At 46.4% G+C, this 20,203-nt stretch carries 18 protein-coding genes, 3 pseudogenes, 1 riboswitch and 1 other annotated feature; of the genes and pseudogenes, 7 read left to right on the forward strand and 14 right to left on the reverse strand.

The window, feature by feature from the left end; genetic code table 11:
* Positions 1–120: 120 nt before the first annotated feature.
* Both HRU77_04665 and HRU77_04670 read right to left on the reverse strand, forming a co-directional pair.
* A pseudogene (locus tag HRU77_04665) lies at positions 121–933 on the reverse strand (IS5 family transposase).
* A 59-nt stretch (positions 934–992) separates the two neighbouring features.
* Positions 993–1,160, reverse strand: a complete 168-nt coding sequence (locus tag HRU77_04670) for a transposase (protein QOJ22062.1) — start codon at positions 1,158–1,160, stop codon at positions 993–995.
* 397 nt (positions 1,161–1,557) lie between these two features.
* Here HRU77_04670 and HRU77_04675 point away from each other — a divergent pair, with 397 nt between their 5' ends.
* Positions 1,558–3,009, forward strand: coding sequence for a mannose-1-phosphate guanylyltransferase/mannose-6-phosphate isomerase (locus HRU77_04675; GenBank protein QOJ20051.1), 1,452 nt, complete (start codon positions 1,558–1,560; stop codon positions 3,007–3,009).
* A gap of 14 nt (positions 3,010–3,023) precedes the next feature.
* On the opposite strand, the gene HRU77_04680 is transcribed toward HRU77_04675, so the two are convergent.
* From HRU77_04680 to HRU77_04690, 3 genes are all read right to left on the reverse strand, one after another.
* Positions 3,024–5,003 carry an aminotransferase class I/II-fold pyridoxal phosphate-dependent enzyme gene (locus HRU77_04680; GenBank protein QOJ20052.1) on the reverse strand — a complete coding sequence of 660 codons (1,980 nt, stop codon included), beginning with the start codon at positions 5,001–5,003 and terminating at the stop codon, positions 3,024–3,026.
* Between the two features lie 58 nt (positions 5,004–5,061).
* Positions 5,062–5,976, reverse strand: coding sequence for a peptidylprolyl isomerase (locus HRU77_04685; protein QOJ20053.1), 915 nt, complete (start codon positions 5,974–5,976; stop codon positions 5,062–5,064).
* Positions 5,977–6,081: 105 nt separating this feature from the next.
* The gene (locus tag HRU77_04690; protein ID QOJ20054.1) at positions 6,082–6,735 is read right to left on the reverse strand and encodes a hypothetical protein; all 654 of its coding nucleotides are present in this window, start codon (positions 6,733–6,735) and stop codon (positions 6,082–6,084) included.
* A 127-nt stretch (positions 6,736–6,862) separates the two neighbouring features.
* Here HRU77_04690 and HRU77_04695 point away from each other — a divergent pair, with 127 nt between their 5' ends.
* Both HRU77_04695 and HRU77_04700 read left to right on the forward strand, forming a co-directional pair.
* A complete protein-coding gene (locus tag HRU77_04695; protein QOJ20055.1) occupies positions 6,863–6,979 on the forward strand; it encodes a hypothetical protein in 117 nt (38 codons plus the stop codon).
* A gap of 171 nt (positions 6,980–7,150) precedes the next feature.
* Entirely contained in the window at positions 7,151–7,477 is a 327-nt protein-coding gene (locus HRU77_04700; protein QOJ20056.1) for a transposase, read from the forward strand.
* Positions 7,478–7,483: 6 nt separating this feature from the next.
* Here the strand turns inward: HRU77_04700 and HRU77_04705 are convergent, their stop codons facing one another.
* Positions 7,484–8,824 carry a hypothetical protein gene (locus HRU77_04705; protein ID QOJ20057.1) on the reverse strand — a complete coding sequence of 447 codons (1,341 nt, stop codon included), beginning with the start codon at positions 8,822–8,824 and terminating at the stop codon, positions 7,484–7,486.
* 66 nt (positions 8,825–8,890) lie between these two features.
* Here HRU77_04705 and HRU77_04710 point away from each other — a divergent pair, with 66 nt between their 5' ends.
* From HRU77_04710 to HRU77_04720, 3 genes are all read left to right on the forward strand, one after another.
* Positions 8,891–9,703, forward strand: a complete 813-nt coding sequence (locus HRU77_04710; protein ID QOJ20058.1) for a transposase family protein — start codon at positions 8,891–8,893, stop codon at positions 9,701–9,703.
* Positions 9,704–9,814: 111 nt separating this feature from the next.
* Positions 9,815–9,901, reverse strand: a riboswitch (cyclic di-GMP riboswitch).
* A gap of 460 nt (positions 9,902–10,361) precedes the next feature.
* Positions 10,362–10,478: a sequence feature (AL1L pseudoknot), on the forward strand.
* Entirely contained in the window at positions 10,401–10,619 is a 219-nt protein-coding gene (locus HRU77_04715) for a hypothetical protein (GenBank protein ID QOJ20059.1), read from the forward strand. It overlaps the preceding feature by 78 nt.
* A gap of 9 nt (positions 10,620–10,628) precedes the next feature.
* Entirely contained in the window at positions 10,629–10,757 is a 129-nt protein-coding gene (locus HRU77_04720; GenBank protein QOJ20060.1) for a hypothetical protein, read from the forward strand.
* 9 nt (positions 10,758–10,766) lie between these two features.
* Here the strand turns inward: HRU77_04720 and HRU77_04725 are convergent.
* Together HRU77_04725 and HRU77_04730 are read right to left on the reverse strand one after the other, a co-directional pair.
* Positions 10,767–11,881 (reverse strand): annotated as a pseudogene (locus HRU77_04725) (IS3 family transposase).
* Positions 11,882–12,203: 322 nt separating this feature from the next.
* On the reverse strand, positions 12,204–13,574 hold the full coding sequence (locus HRU77_04730) for a hypothetical protein (GenBank protein QOJ20061.1): 1,371 nt from the start codon (positions 13,572–13,574) through the stop codon (positions 12,204–12,206).
* Between the two features lie 189 nt (positions 13,575–13,763).
* Here HRU77_04730 and HRU77_04735 point away from each other — a divergent pair.
* Positions 13,764–14,075 (forward strand): annotated as a pseudogene (locus tag HRU77_04735) (transposase).
* Between the two features lie 107 nt (positions 14,076–14,182).
* Here HRU77_04735 and HRU77_04740 read toward each other — a convergent pair.
* The 6 genes from HRU77_04740 to HRU77_04765 are packed head-to-tail and all read right to left on the reverse strand — an operon-like array spanning position 14,183 to position 20,101.
* Positions 14,183–14,512: a hypothetical protein gene (locus HRU77_04740; GenBank protein QOJ20062.1), complete on the reverse strand. Its 330-nt coding sequence runs from the start codon at positions 14,510–14,512 to the stop codon at positions 14,183–14,185.
* A gap of 17 nt (positions 14,513–14,529) precedes the next feature.
* Positions 14,530–15,654, reverse strand: coding sequence for a glycosyltransferase family 4 protein (locus HRU77_04745; GenBank protein QOJ20063.1), 1,125 nt, complete (start codon positions 15,652–15,654; stop codon positions 14,530–14,532).
* Positions 15,648–16,226 carry an SIS domain-containing protein gene (locus HRU77_04750; protein QOJ20064.1) on the reverse strand — a complete coding sequence of 193 codons (579 nt, stop codon included), beginning with the start codon at positions 16,224–16,226 and terminating at the stop codon, positions 15,648–15,650. Before HRU77_04750 ends, HRU77_04745 begins: the two co-directional genes overlap by 7 nt.
* A 25-nt stretch (positions 16,227–16,251) precedes the next feature.
* Positions 16,252–17,232: a GHMP kinase gene (locus HRU77_04755; GenBank protein QOJ20065.1), complete on the reverse strand. Its 981-nt coding sequence runs from the start codon at positions 17,230–17,232 to the stop codon at positions 16,252–16,254.
* Complete coding sequence (locus HRU77_04760; GenBank protein ID QOJ20066.1) at positions 17,229–19,136, reverse strand: HAD-IIIA family hydrolase; 1,908 nt, start codon at positions 19,134–19,136, stop codon at positions 17,229–17,231. The genes HRU77_04755 and HRU77_04760 overlap by 4 nt, the downstream gene beginning before the upstream one ends.
* Complete coding sequence (locus tag HRU77_04765) at positions 19,133–20,101, reverse strand: NAD-dependent epimerase/dehydratase family protein (protein QOJ22063.1); 969 nt, start codon at positions 20,099–20,101, stop codon at positions 19,133–19,135. The genes HRU77_04760 and HRU77_04765 overlap by 4 nt, the downstream gene beginning before the upstream one ends.
* Positions 20,102–20,203: the final 102 nt, after the last annotated feature.

The raw sequence follows: 20,203 nt of genomic DNA on the forward strand, positions 1-20,203 counted from the left end.
TGCCAGTTTTTTGAACACGAATTCCCGGCAATTCATTTTTTGGCAGCATTTTGCCGCCGGATTTTCCCTGTTTCTGCTTCATCGTCCGTCGCCGGGGGTATGGCGGACGGACTTCCCCTCTCAAGTCGTCATCAGTCGCCTGCGCAGCAGGTACAGGTTGACCAAGCCCATCAGCATGTTGACCTGGACGGCATTCTTCATCAGCCCGCGGTAGCGGGTCTTGGTGAATCCAAATTGCCGCTTGGTCACCCGGAACACATGTTCCACCCGTGCCCGGATCGAGAGTGCTTCCGGTTACGTTTCTTCTGACTCCCCGAGAGATTCTGTCCGGGCTTGCGTTTGTATTCATCGCTGGTGTAGCCCGCATCGCCAAATATAACCTCGTCTTCCGCCTGCAATAGCTTGGGCAGGACATTGATATCGGCTTCGTTGGCGGCGGTAATTTTAACCGTGTGCACCGCCCCGCAATCCACATCGGCCCCAACATGCACCTTCATGCCAAAGTACCATTGCTTTCCCTTCTTCCTCTGGTGCATCTCAGGATCACGTGCCTGTTCCCGATTCTTGGTCGAACTTGGCGCATGAATGAGTGTGGCGTCTACCATCGTGCCTTTGGAAACCAGCAGCCCTTGAGCCTTAAGGTGAGCATTGATCGCTTCCAGCAATACCGCCGTCAATTCGTACTTCTCCAAAAGATGATGAAAATTCAGTATCGTGGTTTCTTTCGGCAGGATATCGGTAAACCCGCCGAATCCTGCAAAGCGACATCGGCTGACGGCCTCGCCTCCCAGTCTTGGGGTAATACGGTTCAATTTGCGGCAGCAACACTGGCCAGGGTATTACCCTTTCCATTTCGCTTAAGAAAACCTCCCGGCGCGTCCGGCGTTTCTTGTGATTGTACTCAAGATCGGCAAAGCTCGATTGGCGTGACATGGCGTATTTATAGAGCAGTTGTCAGGAAATGCTATTATCCCAAACACTTCAGGATTTGTTCAGCGTTTCCTTAGCATTTTTGTGCGGTAGGTGCGATTAAAACTTTCAATGCAAGCATCCTGTGTGGGTTTATCGGGTTGAGTGAATTGAAAACGGATGCCATGGTATATTACCCATTCAGCTATCATTAATTGACTGACGAATTCAGAGCAATTATTGATCCGCAGGCGCTGCGGTTTGCCTAAATCTCAATGAGCTTGTTCAATATCTGGATAACGCAGGAGCGCCGGCAGGCTGGTGTCGATTCTAATGCGCAGCGCCTGCCGGTTATAATCATCCAGAACATTCAAGATACGGAATCGCCGTCCACTTCATAAAACTTCTCTCAACAGGGTAATGATTTGTTATTCGCTGTACTTCCATTTCTTACATCTAAATCATATAAAAACAGTATATGATATATCGGATGTGAAATAGCTGGTTTCATAAATAATTTCTGGTAATTCTGGTCGCAAAATCTGCTGTTCCAAGAGTGCTGATTGCATGATTGTTAATAACAGGAATTTATTGTGTTATGAGTTATTGGATTCATGATATGCATAAAGAGCAGGAAGTTCGGTATTGATGAACAAATTAATCCCTATCATTTTATCGGGCGGCTCAGGTACACGCCTGTGGCCATTGTCGAGAGAAAAATATCCTAAGCAGCTGTTGCCTTTGATCAATGAGGATTCATTATTGCAAGCTACGATCCGGCGTATGGATGGTTTGAAAGGTGTGCAATTGAATGCGCCCATGGTTGTTTGCAATGAAGAATACCGTTTTGTCATTGCCGAGCAATTACGTATCATGAATAGAAAGGGGAGTATTCTGCTCGAGCCTTTCGGACGCAACACTGCTCCCGCATTGACATTGGCAGCGCTTGCGGCAATGCGGGAGGGTGACGATCCTGTTCTATTGGTTATGCCATCCGATCATGTGATTATCGATGTCGAATCATTTCAGGTTGCTGTTCTTGCAGGCATGTCGCAAGCTGTCAATGGTTCTATCGTCACGTTTGGAATAACACCCGACGCTCCTGAAACGGGTTATGGTTACATTCAATCCGGCGGCTTGATAGGACAGGATGGCATAGTTCGTCACATTGCACGTTTTGTGGAGAAACCAGATCTGGTTACTGCGCAAGCGTATTTGGATGAAGGCAATTATCTCTGGAATAGCGGCTTGTTTATGATGCGGGCATCGATATGGTTGTCCGCAATTGCAAAGTGCCGGCCGGATGTTTTAACTGCATGCCGGGCAGCTTGGGAGCAAGGATCGGTTGACGGCGAGTTTCTCCGTATTGATAAAAAAGCGTTCGAGCAATGCCCGAATGATTCGATCGATTATGCCGTGATGGAAAAAATTGTTGGCGGTGATAATGAGCTACCCGCCGGTGTTGTCATCCCGCTTACTGCGGGATGGTCGGATATCGGCGCGTGGAGCTCGTTATGGCAGGTGTTGCCTAAAGATGACGCCGGTAATGTAGCGAAGGGAGATGTACTATTAAAAGAATGCCGAAATACGCTGGCCATTTCGGAGAGCCGTTTGGTAGCTTGTGTCGGTGTTGAAAATGTGATTGTTGTCGAGACTCCTGATGCCGTGTTGGTGGTACATAAGGATAAGACCCAAGACGTGAAGCAGGTTGTCGATATGCTGAAAGAGCAGAAACGTTCCGAAGGAAAGCTGCATCGCAAGGTGTTTCGCCCCTGGGGATGGTACGATGGCATTGATGTCGGCGAGCGTTTCCAGGTAAAGCGTATCGTAGTGAAGCCCGGTGCAGCCTTATCCCTGCAAATGCATCATCACCGCGCGGAACACTGGGTTGTTGTGCGTGGCACAGCGCGAGTTACGCGCGATCAAGAAATTTTTCTGGTTTCCGAAAATCAGTCAACTTATATTCCATTAGGTACGAGTCATCGTTTGGAAAATCCGGGCCGTGTACCCCTGGAAATGATTGAAATTCAATCCGGTTCGTATTTAGGAGAAGATGATATTGTTCGGTTCGAAGACATTTATGGCCGGAAAGAGCATTGATTGAGTGTTTTCTTCTACTTATCCAATTGCTTTAGCGCCTTTTCTTCAATATGAGTCAATAATCTCAGGCACGGCAAGTAGCCATCATAGACGATGCCGTGCACCTCGATACGTTTCTGTGAGCGCAACATACTGACCAAATACTGCGTGATACCCTGAGTGATCACCTGGCCGGGAACCAGAACCGGAATTCCCGGCGGGTAGGGTGTAATCTGGTCTGCGCTTATCCGGCCGTTAAGGTGAGGGTTGACTTTTTCTTGCTCGTCCAGCAGTGGCATCAATTCTCCGCCGCAATAGAAAGCATCGCGTGGTAGAAATTTCAACTCGGTAAAACGTGGAATCTCGGCGGTTTGATAAAGCCGCTGCGGCGCGCGGTTCTCACGCGCGATGCGCATCAAGGCATCGTATAGCCTCGATACCTTGCTGCGGGTGGTGCCGATCGTGAGCAGCAGCGTGAGTGTATTGAAAGTGGATTTTTCCACTTGAATGTTGAAACGCTCGAATAATTCCTGGATTAATTCTTCAACGGTAAACCCGCAGCGCGAAATATCCACCGTGACTTTGGTGGGATCAAGCCGAATATTGTCTTGCTTGATTTCATCCGGCAGAAGATCGGCAAGTTCCAATACCTGAAATGCGCCGGTGGCGTTGATTTGCGCGCGTAATTCTTTGGCCAGCTCCAGCGTGCGCGACAGCAGCTTGTATCCTTCCAGCATGATCTGCTTACGCGCCACATCGAGGCTTGCAATCATGCTGTATTGCGGACTCGTGGAAGTATGCATGTTGAAATTTTCGCGGAACAGATGTTCGTTGAAATAGGGATCGTTGACATGAATCATGCTGGATTGCGAGAAAGCCGACAGCACTTTGTGCGTACTTTGAGTGGCGTAATCCGCGCCGGCTTCCAATGCGGTGGGGCGGAAAGCCGGGTGGAACCGGGCAAAACCATACCAAGCCTCATCGATAATGACTTTGATGCCTTTCGCATGTGCTGCTTGAATAATCGGCGGCAGATCATAGCGTAAGCCGTCATAGGTGCAATTGGTCAGAATCAGCGCTTGTGCGTCGGGATGTTCTTCGATGGCTTTAAATAGTGTTTGTTTGGGCACCGGTCCGTAAATGTTGAATTTTTTATTGACCGAGGAATCCAGATAAATCGGATGCGCACCGGATAGCACAACGCCGTGATGCACGGATTTGTGGCAATTGCGATCCAGTAATAACTTGTTGCCGGGTGCCAGCAATGTTTGAAAAATGACCTTGTTGGCGGTTGAAGTGCCGTTGGTGGCAAAAAATGTCCGCCGCGCGCCAAAAGCCTTTGCGGCGATTTTCTGTGCTTCCGCGATCACCCCGGTGGGCTCCATCAATGAATCGAGCATCGGCACGGAAACCGATAAATCGGCACGAAAGATATGCTCGCCGATGAATTCATAGAAATCGCTGACCCAGGGACTATCGCGCAGCGAATCGCCTGATGAGTGCCCCGGTGTATGCCAGGCGTCTTTGGCCATCAACACATAATGCTTGAGCTGATCGTAGAAAGGCGTGCGCGCTTTTTCCTGCAATTGAGCGTTAAGTATACGGTAGATGCCGCGGTAATCGCGTTCTCCGCGGTAAAAATAGCCATCCACGGTTTCGGAAAACAAGGCATCGACCACATCATCTTCTTGCTCCTGAGCGATCAGGATGTAGATATTCAACTCCGGGCGGAAATGAGAGATTTTCTGCACCAGCTCGAGTGCGGTCATTTGCAGGTCGCGAGCATGTCTGCCTTGAGTTTTTAAGGTGTAGAGCTTGTCGTCTACGATCAATCCCTGGATGTCGCCATCCTGCTCGATTGACTGCAATGCTTCTTGGGCCGTTGTGACACCGGAGAAAACCATACCCAGCGGATTTTCCATCGATTTGGCGGCGCTATTCAGTCCTTTGACGAATTCCTTCAACACCAGCTTTTCATCGTTGATAATCAAAATCCGGCTGAGTGGTTTTTTCATGAACGAAGCTTATCTAATAGTGGATGATGGATAGGAAATCAGTCTGGCAAATGCAGACTTATTCAAAACTGACTAGCGTGAATGTATACGATCCCAGATCGGTTAACCGCATCAACACATTTTTTACCGTCGTGGAAGCGCCGATCATCACCGATGGGATGTGCAGTTGACCGTTTTCGGGTGAGAACGTTGCGATACTGGTTGGGTTTACCGGCAGTGCCGCCACGCTGGCCGAGTCAAGCTGAAAAACATAATCCGGTTTGTCGCTGATCAGCCGCAAATTGACGGTATACATCTGACCGCCTCCGATATCGACGGCGAGACTTAAAATACCACTGCTGAATATACCGGTTGCATCCGTTACCTCGACGCGATCGATTTTTACCAAGTTGCTTAGCGCTGCGTGAGAACCGTCAAAATCTTCGAGCGGTGCATTAGTAAGATTTCCCCCTAGGTTTCTAACCGGGAGTTTTTCAATGGCATCAAAAACTGCCATACCATCGAAAATAACGCGCCCGAATACCGTAAAGCCGCCGTTCTGATGATCCAGATTTGCGGAATTATCGGCCAGATTGACAAACCATTGACTGGTTGCACTGTTGGGATTGTCGGGGAGTTTTGCCATAGCCACGGTTCCGCGCGTATTGGAAATTTTGAATTCGTTGACGATAGGAGAAAATGTATTGACGGGTACAAGTGAGTCTTCACTAGCGCCATTCACGATCTTGAAACCGCCGCCTTGAATAACAAAACCTGGCATGCTGCGATGGAAAATTCCGTTGGTATAAGCGTCGCTATGGATGTATTGAAGAAAATTGGCGGTCGTGACCGGTGTTTGTGTTTCGAAAAGTTCAATACAAAATTGCCCCATGTTGCTGGTGAAACAAGCCACAGGATTCGCTTGTGCCATGGGCGCTGAAAAAAATAAACAGATTAAAAACGCAACTTTTGAATAAGTTTGAGAGATACGCATAATAATTGGGATGATAGGGATTAAATCTGAATTTTACTGATAGAAATTGCTGTGAAGCAATGATTTTATATTGCTAAGCCGCGGTTTTTCGTAACAGAATTGTGATTAGGACAGAGGAATGAGCGGTTTCTTGACGCGATGGATGAAATAAAAATAAATGAGTGTGCTGGCAACCGCAGCAAAGAAGCACCACACCGAAGCGAAGGTTTCCAGGTAAGTGAAATAGGCGATAAAGAAGCCGATCGTGATGATGATGCCGGCGAGATATAAGTGCTTGTAACTGGAAAAAATGAACGGAACGCAGGTTGCCAGCAAATATAAAACAATAACCAGCTGATAGCTGCCGACATGATGTTGATAATTGATACTGTGATGGATGATTTCCGCAATAATCGGTTCGTTCGCCAGGCCGATGACGGTATAGATCGCGAGCCCGATACCCGCTAAGCCGATCATTGCGATGATTTTCTTACGTAAATTGTCAGTTTCTGCGCGATAAACGGCGAATGGCGCAAATAGCGGCCAGATAATGCCGATGAATGTGCCATAAATATTACTCAGCCAAAATTGTGATGGCGATGTATCGCTGTGCGCCAGAGTCACCCAAAGCAATCCCTCTACCAGTTGCTGAACAGCGAAAATGAGCGGAATCAGCGCAACCGGAAAATCCTTGGAATAGACGGTCTTCCGGATTGATGCGACACCGACAACCAAAAGCGTTCCACTGACGATAAAGCTTGCTTCCGCTGAAAAACACATCGTAATTACCGGTATTGTTTGTTGGTCAGATTGTTTCTATTTATGAAGGCTCTAGACTAGCAGAGACAATCTGTTAGTCTAGAGCCATATTAAATCATTCAGAGACTTAAAGGAGGAAAGAAAAAGTTTGACTCAGTGGTTTAGCTGGTACAATCAGGAACATTTTCATCAAGGTCTTGATAATCAAACTCCCAATGAGGTTTATTGTCAATTTCAAGCAATTCATCAGGCTGCCTGTGCTTGATTAACTAGCCATATCAGAACTTAATTTCTGCCCTCAGGTTTTACAGTTCATGGAGGCCACTCCACGGCCCCATGAATCGCTTGGAAGACTTCCACCTATCCAATTTACTATGGCAAAACCCCAATAACCTCTACTTTTGATTGGATCGAAAATTTGAGGAGACTACACACAATGCGCCTGAGAGTAGGCAACTTTTGCTTTCCCTCGGTCTCCGTCAATACACTCACCTATATGCTGATGGATCGCGCTTATGAGGGCAACCAAACACGACAACTGGCACTAGATTTGGGTTACATTCCGGTTATCCTGCCCAAGGCAAATCGTTTGTCGCCTTGGGAATACAACCGTGTCATGTATAGAAAGCGCAACGAGATCGAACGATTGTTCAGAAGGCTCAAGGGATTTCGCCGAGTCTTCTCCAGGTTCGATAAGCTTGATGTCGTCTTCATCTCCTTCATTCACTGCGCCTTCATCGTCGAAGCACTCAGATTGTGTTAGCAGGCCCTAATACGTCACAAGCGCCGCACTGCTTGCAGCCGATAAATTATCTTCGGCATCGAATGCTTGCACAGTATATTTGTACAATGCGCCTCTTGCAGAACCTGACAGTACATCATTATATTTATTCGTAGTAGCCACAGCGATTTTTGTTCCATTCCGGTATACGTTATAACCTGCAACCGCAATATTATCCGCAGATACGTTCCATGATAATAAAACACCTGCAGCAGTTGAATATTTTGATATTTTTGCTGCTAGCGAGGAAGGTGTTGTTGGAGGAGTAGTATCATAGTTGTAACAAGACACTCCATTTCCGCATGGAAAGCCATCCCATATCTGCAACTTTGTTGTATGATTCTCCACTGTAGCATAGCCCCCGCTATAAGGATTACTAACAAATATCCGGGTTATAGGAAGATTGTAATCCCCCATATTCGGCCCGTAGCGATCGACGATCACTTGACCATCGATTGCAGCCCAATAACGACCATCACTGCCGCTTGAGCGATGCCAATAAACTTCAAATTTAGACCACTTATCAACCGGCACTGGAACGGCATGATTAGTCTCAATCCAGTAATCTACCGGTGTGAACGGGCCATTGGCCACATTATCGCCTTTTGTTGCCCAATAAAGCTCTCCATCAGACCCTTTATAGACATAAGTAGTGATACGGTAATCGCCGGACCAGCTATTATTGTAGCCACCCGTTTTAAACTCGAAATGAGTACGCCAATTGCCGCCAGGTACAGTGCTATCCAGTTGAGTTTCCAAGTTTGTTTGATACTTGAACCAGTAAGTAATATACAAATCCTTAACATCCCCCTTACTCCAAGGTCTGTTGATTAATAACGGAGCCTGGGAACCACCTGCTCCTACTGACGATTTTATTTTCACTTGCTGGAAAAGCTCGTTAATCGGACTGCCATCCGGTCCGGCAGTAGATCTAATCTGATTGGTAACATAATTTCCAATCGTTGAGGAAGTAATCGGATCAACAGTAATCAACTGAACCCCTGAGAAATCCGAACCCAGTGCGGAAACTGGCCACATATATCCGGTTTCCTTATCGATACCGTTAATCGCTTGCCATGCGCCATAAGTACTGTAGCCATAGAGAGGTCCAAGTGAGATACCTGAGCCCAAGTTTGATCTGAAAAGCAAATTTGCCGCATGAACCACAGGGGCAAAAAAACTTGTCATGATAACGAGTAATAACATAATCATTATTACTCTTGTTCCAGGTAACATAGCGTGATTTATGCTATTTATTTTTTTCCATAGCAGCTTACTACTCATTTCCAGCAAGCTTATATCTTGTGATTCTTGATGATAAGTGTTCATAGTGAGGTTCCTCCTTAGATGTAAGAATTTCTAGCGTTGTTTACAGTATTCAGGAGAATACTGTAGATGAACATACACAAACGCACTCGTTTAACATTATTGGATCGTCAGGAAATCTGGCGGCTGTATCAAACCCGGCTGTGGAAGGTAGTTCAGCTGGCAGAATACTTTCACGTCAGCCGGCCAACGATTTATGACGTACTGAAACGAGCCAGACTCCAGGAATTTACTCCGCGTAGCAGTACCAATCAGCGCTTCAAGACACTGCAGTATGGCCTCAAACGTTTGGCTAAAGTAGAGCAAACCATCCAGGAACGTCTCAAGCGTGAAGCGAAGCGCTATAACAAATCTTATCCGGGCGAGCTCGTTCACCTCGATACCAAGCGGCTTCCATTATTGAAAGGACAGTCTGCCAATGAACCTCGCGAGTACCTGTTTGTGGCCATCGATGATTTCTCCAGGGAATTATATGCCGATATCTTCCCCGATAAAACTCAATACAGCGCCGCTTGCTTTCTCATCGCTACTGTTGCCCAATGTCCTTATCAAATCGATTGCACTTATTCCGATAACGGCACGGAATTTAAAGGAACTGACGATCATGCTTTTGTCAAAGCTTGCAGGCAACACGGTATCGGTCAGAAGTTTACTCGTGTCAATCGTCCTCAAACCAACGGGAAAGCTGAGCGCGTGATCCGCACGCTCATGGACATGTGGCACAACAAATTCTGTTTTAAAGACACTGCTGACCGACGTATTCAACTTGTCCGTTTCATTAACTTCTACAACACCGTCAAACCCCATAAGAGTTTGTATAACGCAACCCCTTATGAAATACTCAACGCTTATTTCAATCAACCTCTCTGTAAACAACCCTGAGATTTCTTACACCTTAGAGTTAAAAGGACGGAACTGCGTGGATACGCATGTATCAACATTATTTTGTTCGATACCTGTCGAATCACAGTTGTGATTAAGACGGTTGCGTTATCTGGCAGTCCTGCCATCGTAGGGTATTTACCCGTTAGATCAGTGACTTTGCGTCCTCTGCTTTCGCAGAGTTTGCCTTTTTCATATTGCTGCTTAATTACTAAAGCACAGAATGTGCCAACCTCAAACTTAAATAAAGCTCCCCACTGCAAGCGGCGGAGTGTTAACTACGCTCTTCATTTCATCCCAAGTGGCGGAAAATTGAACTCACAAAGATTTATAGTCACGTCGGGAATTCGATCCACTCTAAAGTAGAGTTTTATTGTCCATCATAAGGTTAAAACTACCGGTCACCGGAAGTACGGGAACGAGCGGTAAGATTGGTATTCGAGCAGCAAAAGGAGCATGAATCGCAATGGTCGGCGATCAAATCGATCGCATCGAAGATTGGCTGCACGGCGGAAACATTGCGGACATGAGTAAGAAGAGCGGAGAGGGATCAGGGAACTCGAGGCGGACTGTCGACATCGGATCGTGAGCGGCTCAAGGAATTGGAACGGGAAAATCAGGAATTAAAGCGTGCTAACGAAATACTGCGTAAGGCATCGGCTTATTTCGCACAGGCGGAGCTCGACCGCCGGTCGAAATGACGATGGTATTTGTCGATAGAAACAAAGCGGCATACGGAGTCGAGCCAATCTGTAGGCAAATACGGATTGCTCCGTCGAATTATTATGAATACAAAAGGCGCAAGCGGGATCCGGATCGATTGCCCGAACGCATTAAGCGGGACATGAAGCTGGCGACCGAAATACAACGGGTTTGGGAAAACAACTTCCGGGTTTATGGTGCTCGTAAAGTATAGCGGCAATTGTTGCGAGAAGGCATTGGCGTTGCCCGTTGCACCGTTGAGCGGTTGATGAAGAAGCTTGGGATGCAAGGTATCCGGCGTGGCAAGAGATGCCGGACAACCATTGTAAATGACTTACTTGCCTGTCCGTAAGCTCCCCCGTCAAGTAGACAAAGTCCGGTAGAGATTCGGAACCCGGGTTAACCGTGGTATGAACTGCACCGGCGGGATGTCACCCAATGCTTCATGCGTGCGGTATTCATTATAATCAATCAGCCACTGTTCAGTGATGGTTTGAACCTGTTCAAGATTGGCAAAAAGATACGCATCAAGTACCTCAGTCCGGTAAGTTCGATTAAAGCGTTCGATAAAGGCATTCTGGTTTGGCTTTCCTGGCGGAATATATCGGATGGCGATGCTTTTGGCCGCTGCCCATTCGGTGAATATTTGCGAGACCAGTTCCGGCCCGTTGTCCAGCCGTATGGCATCGGGTACACCATAGCAGTCGATCAGGCGGTTTAACACCCGGATCAACCGCGCTGAAGGAATCGATGTGCCGATTTCGATGGCTAGGCATCTCGTTTGCTTCATCTATTACATTCAACGTCCGGAACCGTCTGCCACAGTACAAGGTGTCATGCATGAAATCCAATGCCCAGCAGCAATTCGGTGCGTTGACCAGCTCCAGCGGTTGCCGAGGCCGATCCGGCAATCTCTTCCTGCATCGCCGAGGCATGTTCAAACCCATGTCGCAATATACCCGACGTGCGCGCTCCTTGTTCCAGCAGCGACCATCCAACCGTAGCCTGGCGAAGCACTTCCAGAATCCCCAGCGCCCATGCCGGGTCACGATGGCATTGAGCGCATCAATCACTTCGGCATCTCGTTCCGATGCCAGTACTGGCCTTTTGTAGTACGCCGCCCGCGACAAGCCGACAATCTGACAGGCGCGCATAATCGACAATTTGCTTTGCACCAACTGCTGATTACTTCGCGCTTGGCCGGCGGCGTCAGAACTTTCGGTTTAGAACGTCCCTGATTGCTGCATTCTCCAGCACCAGATCGGCATACATGCGTTTGAGCTTGGCATTCTCAGCCTCCAGCTCACGTAATCGCTGTAGCTCGGACACCTATACGCCTGAGTACTTGCTCTTCCACTGGTAGTACGTGGCGTTGCTAATACCGTGCTTGCGACACAACTCAACCACCGGCATACCAGTCTCGCCTTCTTTCAGTACCGCAACGATCTGACTTTCTGCAAATCTACTTCTCTTCATGGAAATCTCCATTATCAGGAGGTTCCGAAATTCTACTGACCTTTGTCTACTCACAGGGGGGAGTTTACGCCACCACAGGTAGCCTATTCGCGTCCGACAGAACATACTTTCTACCGTCATACGCAAATCACGCTAGTAATAAATTGCTTCTTAAAACATATCTCGACCATAACGATCACTGAATATCAATCGGAGCAACGCAAGCTCGTCTTATTGGTAGTATGGAAAAGTCAATATACGAATTTGCACCTCTTATTATGCGCTTATCTTTATTGTCAAAAGATTATGAAGAACTAAAAACCGAAGTACTTTTTGTGTTTAACTAATGCGTCACGAGAACTGCACCACTCGAAGCCGATAGATTATCTTCGGCATCAAATGCTTTAACAGTGTAGCTATAGAGTGCGCCTTTTGCCGCACCACTGAGCACATCATTATATTTATTTGAAGTAGTCGCAGCGATTTTTGTGCCATTACGGTATACGTTATATCCTGCTACCGCTACGTTATCTACAGATGCATTCCATGATAATGAAACACCGGTAGCAGTTGAATATTTTGATATTTTTGCTGCTAGCGAGGAAGGTGTTGTTGGAGGAGCAGTATCATAGTTGTAACAAGGCACTCCACTTCCACATGGAAAACCATCCCATATCTGCAATTTCGTTATATGATTGTCTACCGTGGCACGGCCGCCACTATAGGGATTACTGACAAAAATCCGGGTTATTGGAAGATTATAATCTCCCATATTCGGTCCACGGTGATCGACAATTACTTGACCGTCTATCGCTGCCCAATAGCGTCCGTCGCTACCATTCGACCGGTGCCAATAGACTTCAAATTTAGACCACTTATCAATAGGTACCGGAACGTCGCGATTTTCTTCGCGCCAGTAATCTACCGGTGTAAACGGACCATTGGCAACATTATCACCTTTCGTAACCCAGTAAAGCTTTCCATCAGTTCCTTTTATGACAGAAATTGTGATTCGGTAATCGCCGGTCCATGTATTTGCGTAACCGCCCGTCTTGAATTCAAAGTGAGTACGCCAGTTCGCCGCAGGAACGACATTATCCAATTGTGTTCCCAAGTCGGCCTGATACTTAAACCAATAAGTAATATACAAATCATTAACATCGCCGATGTCCCACGGTCTATTAATCACTAATGGCGCCTGTGACCCTCCCGTTCCGATAACTCCTTTCATTTTCACTTGCTGGAAAATCTCATTGCCCGGATCTCCACCAGGACCAGTTACTGATCTGATCTCATTGGTTATATAATTTCCGATCGTTGAAGGGGTAATTGGATCTACAGTTATTAATTGAATCCCGGAAAAGTTTGCATTCAAAGCAGAAACCGGCCACATATAACCGGTTTCCTTATCAGTGCCGTTAATAGCCTGCCATGCGCCATACGTGCTGTAGCCATAGAGCGGCCCTAGTGTGATGCCAGATCCAAGATTCGATCTAAAGAGCAAGTTAGCGGTAGAGCTCGGCGTTGAAACTGAATTCGTAGTTAGGTCGGCAGCCGTACCCGTTAGGGTATACAACGAAGAAATCACAAATAATAAGACAGCCCCGCTTTGTTTGGAAATGATGCTCAAGTTCCATTGTTTTGGCCCAAAAATTTTAGCGATCAATGATAATAATACTTTACCAGTAAAGCATACTTGATTATAAAGACTCATATTTTCTCACCTTTTAGTTATATAAAATATGCAACTGAAGCTGATCCACAGCTTCGGCTGTTAACAGAACATACTGGGAAAAATGCAAGAATTACTAGCGTTGTTACCCACATTGTGGAAACAACGGTAAGTGAACATGCACAAACATATATGATTAACATTACTTATCAGATCGATTATACCTAATCCGATAACGGCAAGGAATTTAAGGGGACTGCCGGTCACTCTTTCGTCAAAACATGCGCGCAACACGGTATTGGCCAGAAGTTTACGCGCATCAATCGTCCGCAAACCAACGGAAAAGCTGATCGGGTGATCCGTACCCTGATGGACATGTGGCACAACAAATTCTGTTTTAAAGACACCGCTGACCGCCGTATTCAACTTGTCCGTTTCATTAACTTCTACAACACCGTCAAACCCCATAAGAGTTTGAATAACGCAACCCCTTATGAAATACTCAACACTTATTTCAATCAACCTCTCTGTAAACAACCCTGAGAGTTCTTACACATTACTTGATTATTAAAATTCGTGATAACTTTTTCAACCCCGCGGTTGGAAGTTACCGCAGCTCGCCGAAAGTTTTCAAATTTCAAGTTCAAAGTCTACATTGTTTGTAACTGATAAAACTCAAAGAGCTTATTTCTCGCAGCAGAGCCCAATCGCGTCTCAAATAAACTTTTCCCGGCCAATTCCGTGCAGATATTTTCCCCGATCTGATCTGATCTGGAACAGTGAGCCGGAATTTTCAGCAGAACTGTTATCAGCCAATGCTCAACACTAAAACCGAGTGTGTTATCCGCACCCTTTGTAAATGTGGCATGAAAATCCTGATCTTGAAGACTGTTCCGGTTAGCACATTCAACGTGATCACCTTTTAGTTCCCATGACAACTTCAAACTCCACAAAAGTTTAGATAACTCAATTCTTTTCATGGAATACTTCAATTTTTTTAATGTAAATCCTTTTCTACCAACTCAGCAAGTGATTGATAATCTTTTGCAATACGTTCTGACACCTGGTGCGATTCATACTTATTCCATGCTTGAGCACGATTATGCTCCGCAATCACCATCAAAGTACTTATATCCGAAAGAAGGTAAGTAATAGCATTCGCTACAGTTTGCGATGTGACGTTGTCTAACAGTATTCCATTCAAATTGTTAACAAATACATCAGGTATGCCGCCAACCGAAGTAGTAATGCAAGGCAATCCAGCTGCCATGGCTTCCAGCAATGAGGCTGGGCAACCTTCTGCATAAGAAGTAGGAAAAACAAATAGGTCGCCATCAAGCAATATTTGCGCTTTAGTTGCCGTACTCACATACCCAGTAACGGTTACATCCGGAATAGAACGTTCAGCCACCAACTGCACAATCGCTTCACGTTCTTCTCCATCGCCCACAAACCAGAGAGTCAAATCAGGGTAATCAGGTTTTAGGGATGCATAGGCATCAAGCAATTCCCGCATCCCTTTACCAGCGACCAAACGTGAAATAAAAACCAGACGGAAATCAGTATGCTCTTGCCTAACAATGCCATCGAACATCGCGCCATCGAACATCGCAGAATCCACCCTAATTTTATCCGGATTAAAATCCATTGATATCAACTGCTCACGAAAATGGCTGGCAAGAACAATTGTCTTTGCCGGCCAGTCATAAATGTACCGAAAAAGATGACGGAAGAAGCGATTTCCCGCAATCTTTGCCGACAAATCTTCTTCCCATCCATGCATAAACATCAGTACTTCACGTTTATTCATTAATCGCAATACCAGCAGGAATAATCCATCACGAAATAAAGACTTGAGATTCAATGACGGATTGATGTGCACTACATCCGGTTTCGCAGTACCTACATGCCAAATTAACCTTACTGCATCAAAAAACGTGTTTAACAGTATTTTAATACGACCAACATCCGTCGAACGCCGTCCTACTAAAAAATGTTCTGTCTTGATGCTGCTATCAAATGCTCGCCGCATGACTTCAATAAATATCGCCACCCCTCCCAGAATACGGGTATCCGGATACAAAATCGTAACGTTCAGCATTCGATCAATAACTTTCAACAACTACGACCTTTGCAGCACAGTGCTTGCATAACAATATGCCCAAAGATAGCGTGAACATCTTCCGATATTTGCATATCGTTCACTGCGGCCCAGACATGATGTTGCGCAATTTCTTTGAGTTTGCCGCCACTGTATCCGCACAACCCCAATGTCACGGCACCATGAGTATTGGCGTACTGGACAGCACGAATGACGTTTTCCGAGTTTCCACTACCTGATAACGCCAGTACAAGATCACCCGGTTCCATAATATTTTTCAATTGCTCGACAAACATATCTTCAAACGAAATATCGTTAGAATAAGACATGATCAAACCGACATTGTCGAGCAGGCTTCGCCCTCGAAATGACCGGCCACTAGAAAGATAGATGCTTTTATTCCAGTCATTGATAAAATGCAGTGCCGTTAGTGAGCTCCCTCCATTTCCTAGCGTAATGATCTGACGTCCGTTTTCCCAAGCAGCGGTGACTAAACCAACCGCGTGGTCGATTTGATCCCGGTCAAGCGCAGCAAGTGTTGCTTGTAGCTTATCGAGATATGAAGTTGCGGTGATGGAAAATTTTTCGTTCATGGAAATCTCCTAGGGAGGTGGTATATTAATGATAGAAGATAATACGACTTCCCAGCGACTCAAACTTCATGGGAATTTTTCGCAAATCAGCCAATGCGTTCACAATTGCGGCATGACAGTGTTGCGGAGCATATAACATCAAGAATCCCCCCGCTCCTGCACCGAGGATTTTCCCACCCAGCGCGCCAGCTACACGTGCACGATCATACCAGCTATCAATTTCACTATTACTGATACCGGCTGTCATTTCACGTTTCAGCATCCAATTCTCGTGCAAAATCTCACCAAACACCTGGGTATTATTTTTCTGCAATTCCTCGAACAATGTATAAGTCAAACGCACCATACGCTGCATAATGCGCTGTTTCGTCGCGTCCTCAACCATCGCATCGGATTGATTTTTCAACAGTGCTGAGGCGCTTCGCGTGATTCCTGTATAAAAAACAATCGTGTCATTTTGAATAGCATGGATGGTTTCCTTGGTGCAAATTACCGGCGTGACCACCACTGAATCATCAGGTTGAAATTCGATCAGATTGAAACCACCGTAAGCTGCCGCATATTGATCCTGCTTCCCGATCGGTTCCCTGCACAAATCTATTTCGATATGGCATGCATCACGCCCCAAATGCTCGGCAGATATATAGCTGCTTTTAAAAGCATTTAGCGCATGCAACAAGCCGACAGTAAACGAACTGGACGATCCCAAGCCGGTTCCACGCGATGGAATATCGGCAATAGTGGTAATCTCGATACCGCCGGAAATATTGAGATATTCCATGGTCGCTCTGACCAAATGATGTTTAATCTCTGGAACACTGTTGACTTCTTCGTTTTTAGAATATGCAATGCGAATACCGTTATCAAACTTTGGATTCACTGTCACGTAAACATACTTATCGATAGCTGAACTCAGTACTGCGCCACCAAAACGCCGGTAAAAGGCTGGTAAATCGCTTCCGCCGCCGGTAAAACTCATTCGCAAGGGGGTACGGCTAATAATCATGTATTAAAGTGCTGGTTGGTTAATTGAATGTTTAGTCGGTTAGCGCCATTTGCACCAGCAAATATGTACGGCACCTCATCTTGCTGCCTTGAATTGTAGATAAATTCGGCTTCTTCATCATTACAGCCTCGCAACCGGTATTCTTTAAGAACCCGGCGTTTGCGCTCATCTTCCGCTATTTCAACGAAGAATCTGTGCGCATCCGGGAAAAGATGTGCAAGTTCAAGTGCGATCGTTCCATCTACAATAATCACATCTTGAGGGTTAATCGTAATCGGTATTCCACTCTCCATCTGGCGGCGCTGCAATTTATGGTAAACCCCTAATTCGAGCTGCTGCATTCCACTGGTCCGTGCTTGGAGTAATTGCGAAACAGCCGGTAAATCATAGCGCCCCTTGACACCGGCGGTGCGCTGCTGATCGTCTATCAACCAGGCATCCAAGGGTAAACGATGTGCCGTCAAACCACGCAACCGCAGACTCTCGATCACAGCGGAAGAAAAATTACTCTTACCGCTCCGGGATAAACCACCGACCAACACCAAGTCACCAGCTTTAACTTCCGCTGTTTGCATTGCAGCAAACTCGAGTAACTGCCTATGATCGTTCAAAATAAAATCAACCGCGTGCGGCAAATCGGGCAAAGTATAATCGGGCCAAGCCTTGGCGCGATAATCCATGCCTGCATACCCGGTTTCAACCAAAATAGCACGCAATCCAATAGCATGAGCCGTGGCCACATCAACCAAAGTATCCCCGATGAACCACGAACCGAAAAGATCAATATTAAATTCGCGGCAAGCGGCTTCTATCAATCCAGTCTTTGGTTTGCGGCAATTGCAATCGATTTTGAGTGCCGCAACTTCACCGGGAAAGCCGCTATCCGGATGATGCGGACAAAAATAAATGCGATCAAGATAAGCACCTTCATGCCCCAGCAATGTTTCCATACGCGCATGAATTCGCCGCAACTCGGCCATCGAACAATCTCCTCGTGCTAGTACCGGTTGATTCGTGACGATGATGCTTCTGTAATCGGATTGATTTAGCTGCCGTAGCGCTTGCGATACTCCGGGTAGCAATTCCAGCGCATCGGCGTTTGCAAGATGCCCTACTTCACGGTTAATTGTGCCGTCACGATCGAGAAATACAGCAACTTGCTGCTGATCAAGATTGGAGCGGGTAATGCGTCCGGACATAAAATCTTTGCACACCTTGTCGAGCCTATTGGGTGTACCGCTGTCTTTTATATACTCTGGGCTGATATAGCCAGCAAGCTCCTGACCAGCAACCAACATTTCCGGGAATAAGTGTTTGGCGAAGTCTATTTGTCCCTCTTTTCCCCGAAAAGGCAGAAATGCGGACTTACGCACCCAATAAAGCGCTGCATTGACCAAATTGGGATAGTAGCAAGATGGATCGTGCGGATAAGGATGAAAAGCGGCAATCCCACCATCGTCATTCACTTCAACCAAATCCGAATCGTTTGGATGATCATTGGGATGCAAAAAAAGCGTAGCTGCTGCACGAGGATGCGCCATGTGCGCCTGCTGAAACCTATTTAGATCGACTTCCAGCATGGTATCGCCGTACATCACCAAAAATTCTTCAGCAAGGTGATCCAATGCGGCGAGTGTTGCTCCGGCTGTTCCTCTCGGTACACCATCATTCAAACACGTTAAGCGCAGCCCCCAATTATTTCGTGAAGCGCAAAAATCTATAATAAACTGCGCTGCATGATTCACCAATACCAATACATCGGTGAAACCGTACCGTTTTGCCAGCAATATTTGCCGCTCCAGTAAAGGCATGCCACAAATATCGATCAAAGGTTTAGGCAGTCCATTAAGCCGCTCGGCCAATCGAGTCCCTTTACCGCCAGCCAAAATGACAACTTGTTTCACTGATGCATTTCCTGATCAATGATTTCACGGATAGCTAATTTGACTGCATCGGCTGATCCTATTTTCGGCTGCCATCCTAATGCGCGCAGTTTCTCAATCGAATAAACAAAACGAGGAACATCGCCGACCCATCCTTTATTACCCTCACCAAAACTGATCTTGGCATCCGGTGCAGCAGCCGCAACCACTTGTTCCGCCATAAAACGGACCATCACTCCTTCATCGTCAGAGCCAATGTTGTAGTAAGCCAGCCGTTCTTTCGCAAACTCACGGATATACAACATCGCATCAATTAATTCGGATACATGCAGATAACCTTTCTGCTGAGTACCGTTGCCGAGCACATTAAGATTATTTGGGGTTTGCCGCAGTTTACGGATGAAATCAAGCAAGGCACCATGCGTAGCAGGCACACCAATCACATTAGGAAATCTGAAAATCCAAGCCCGTTCGAGCCAGGCCTCTGCTGCTGCACTGATCAAAGCTTCGGATGCCAGTTTCATGGCGCCATAATTGGAAATCGGCAATAAGGGTCCAATATCTTCATGCAGTCTTACATTTTCATGATCACCATAAACCGCGGAAGTCGAAGCAAATGCAAGCTGCTTGATCTTTAACCGCTTCATCACTTCGAGCGTGTTGAACGTCGTCATGAAGGTATCACGCAAATCCACGCCGGCATCATTTATACCCGCCGGTATGTCGGAATTAGCCGCCAAATGCCACACTTCAGTGATCGGATCCGTGCTGTAAAACTGCTGAGCGACTCGCATAAATGCAGATAAATCCGATAAATCAGCCTCTACAAATACAAATCGCGCATCTTGCAAACTGTGCGCAATATTTTTCCTCGAGCCGTTACTTAAATTATCTATTCCAAGAATTCGGTGATTACTCGCAAGCAAACGCTGCACCATATTGCAGCCAATAAAACCGGCCGCACCCGTAACTAGAATTGCCAAAATGAAATCCCCATAACTTGTAAGGTAAGACGGGGCTTATGATGAATGCAGTTCTGGTTGCTACTCATTTCCTCTGTCTATTCCCACCAACGTAAACGTAAAATA

It is taken from the genome of Gammaproteobacteria bacterium, assembly GCA_015709615.1.
Classification (GTDB): domain Bacteria; phylum Pseudomonadota; class Gammaproteobacteria; order Burkholderiales; family Nitrosomonadaceae; genus Nitrosomonas.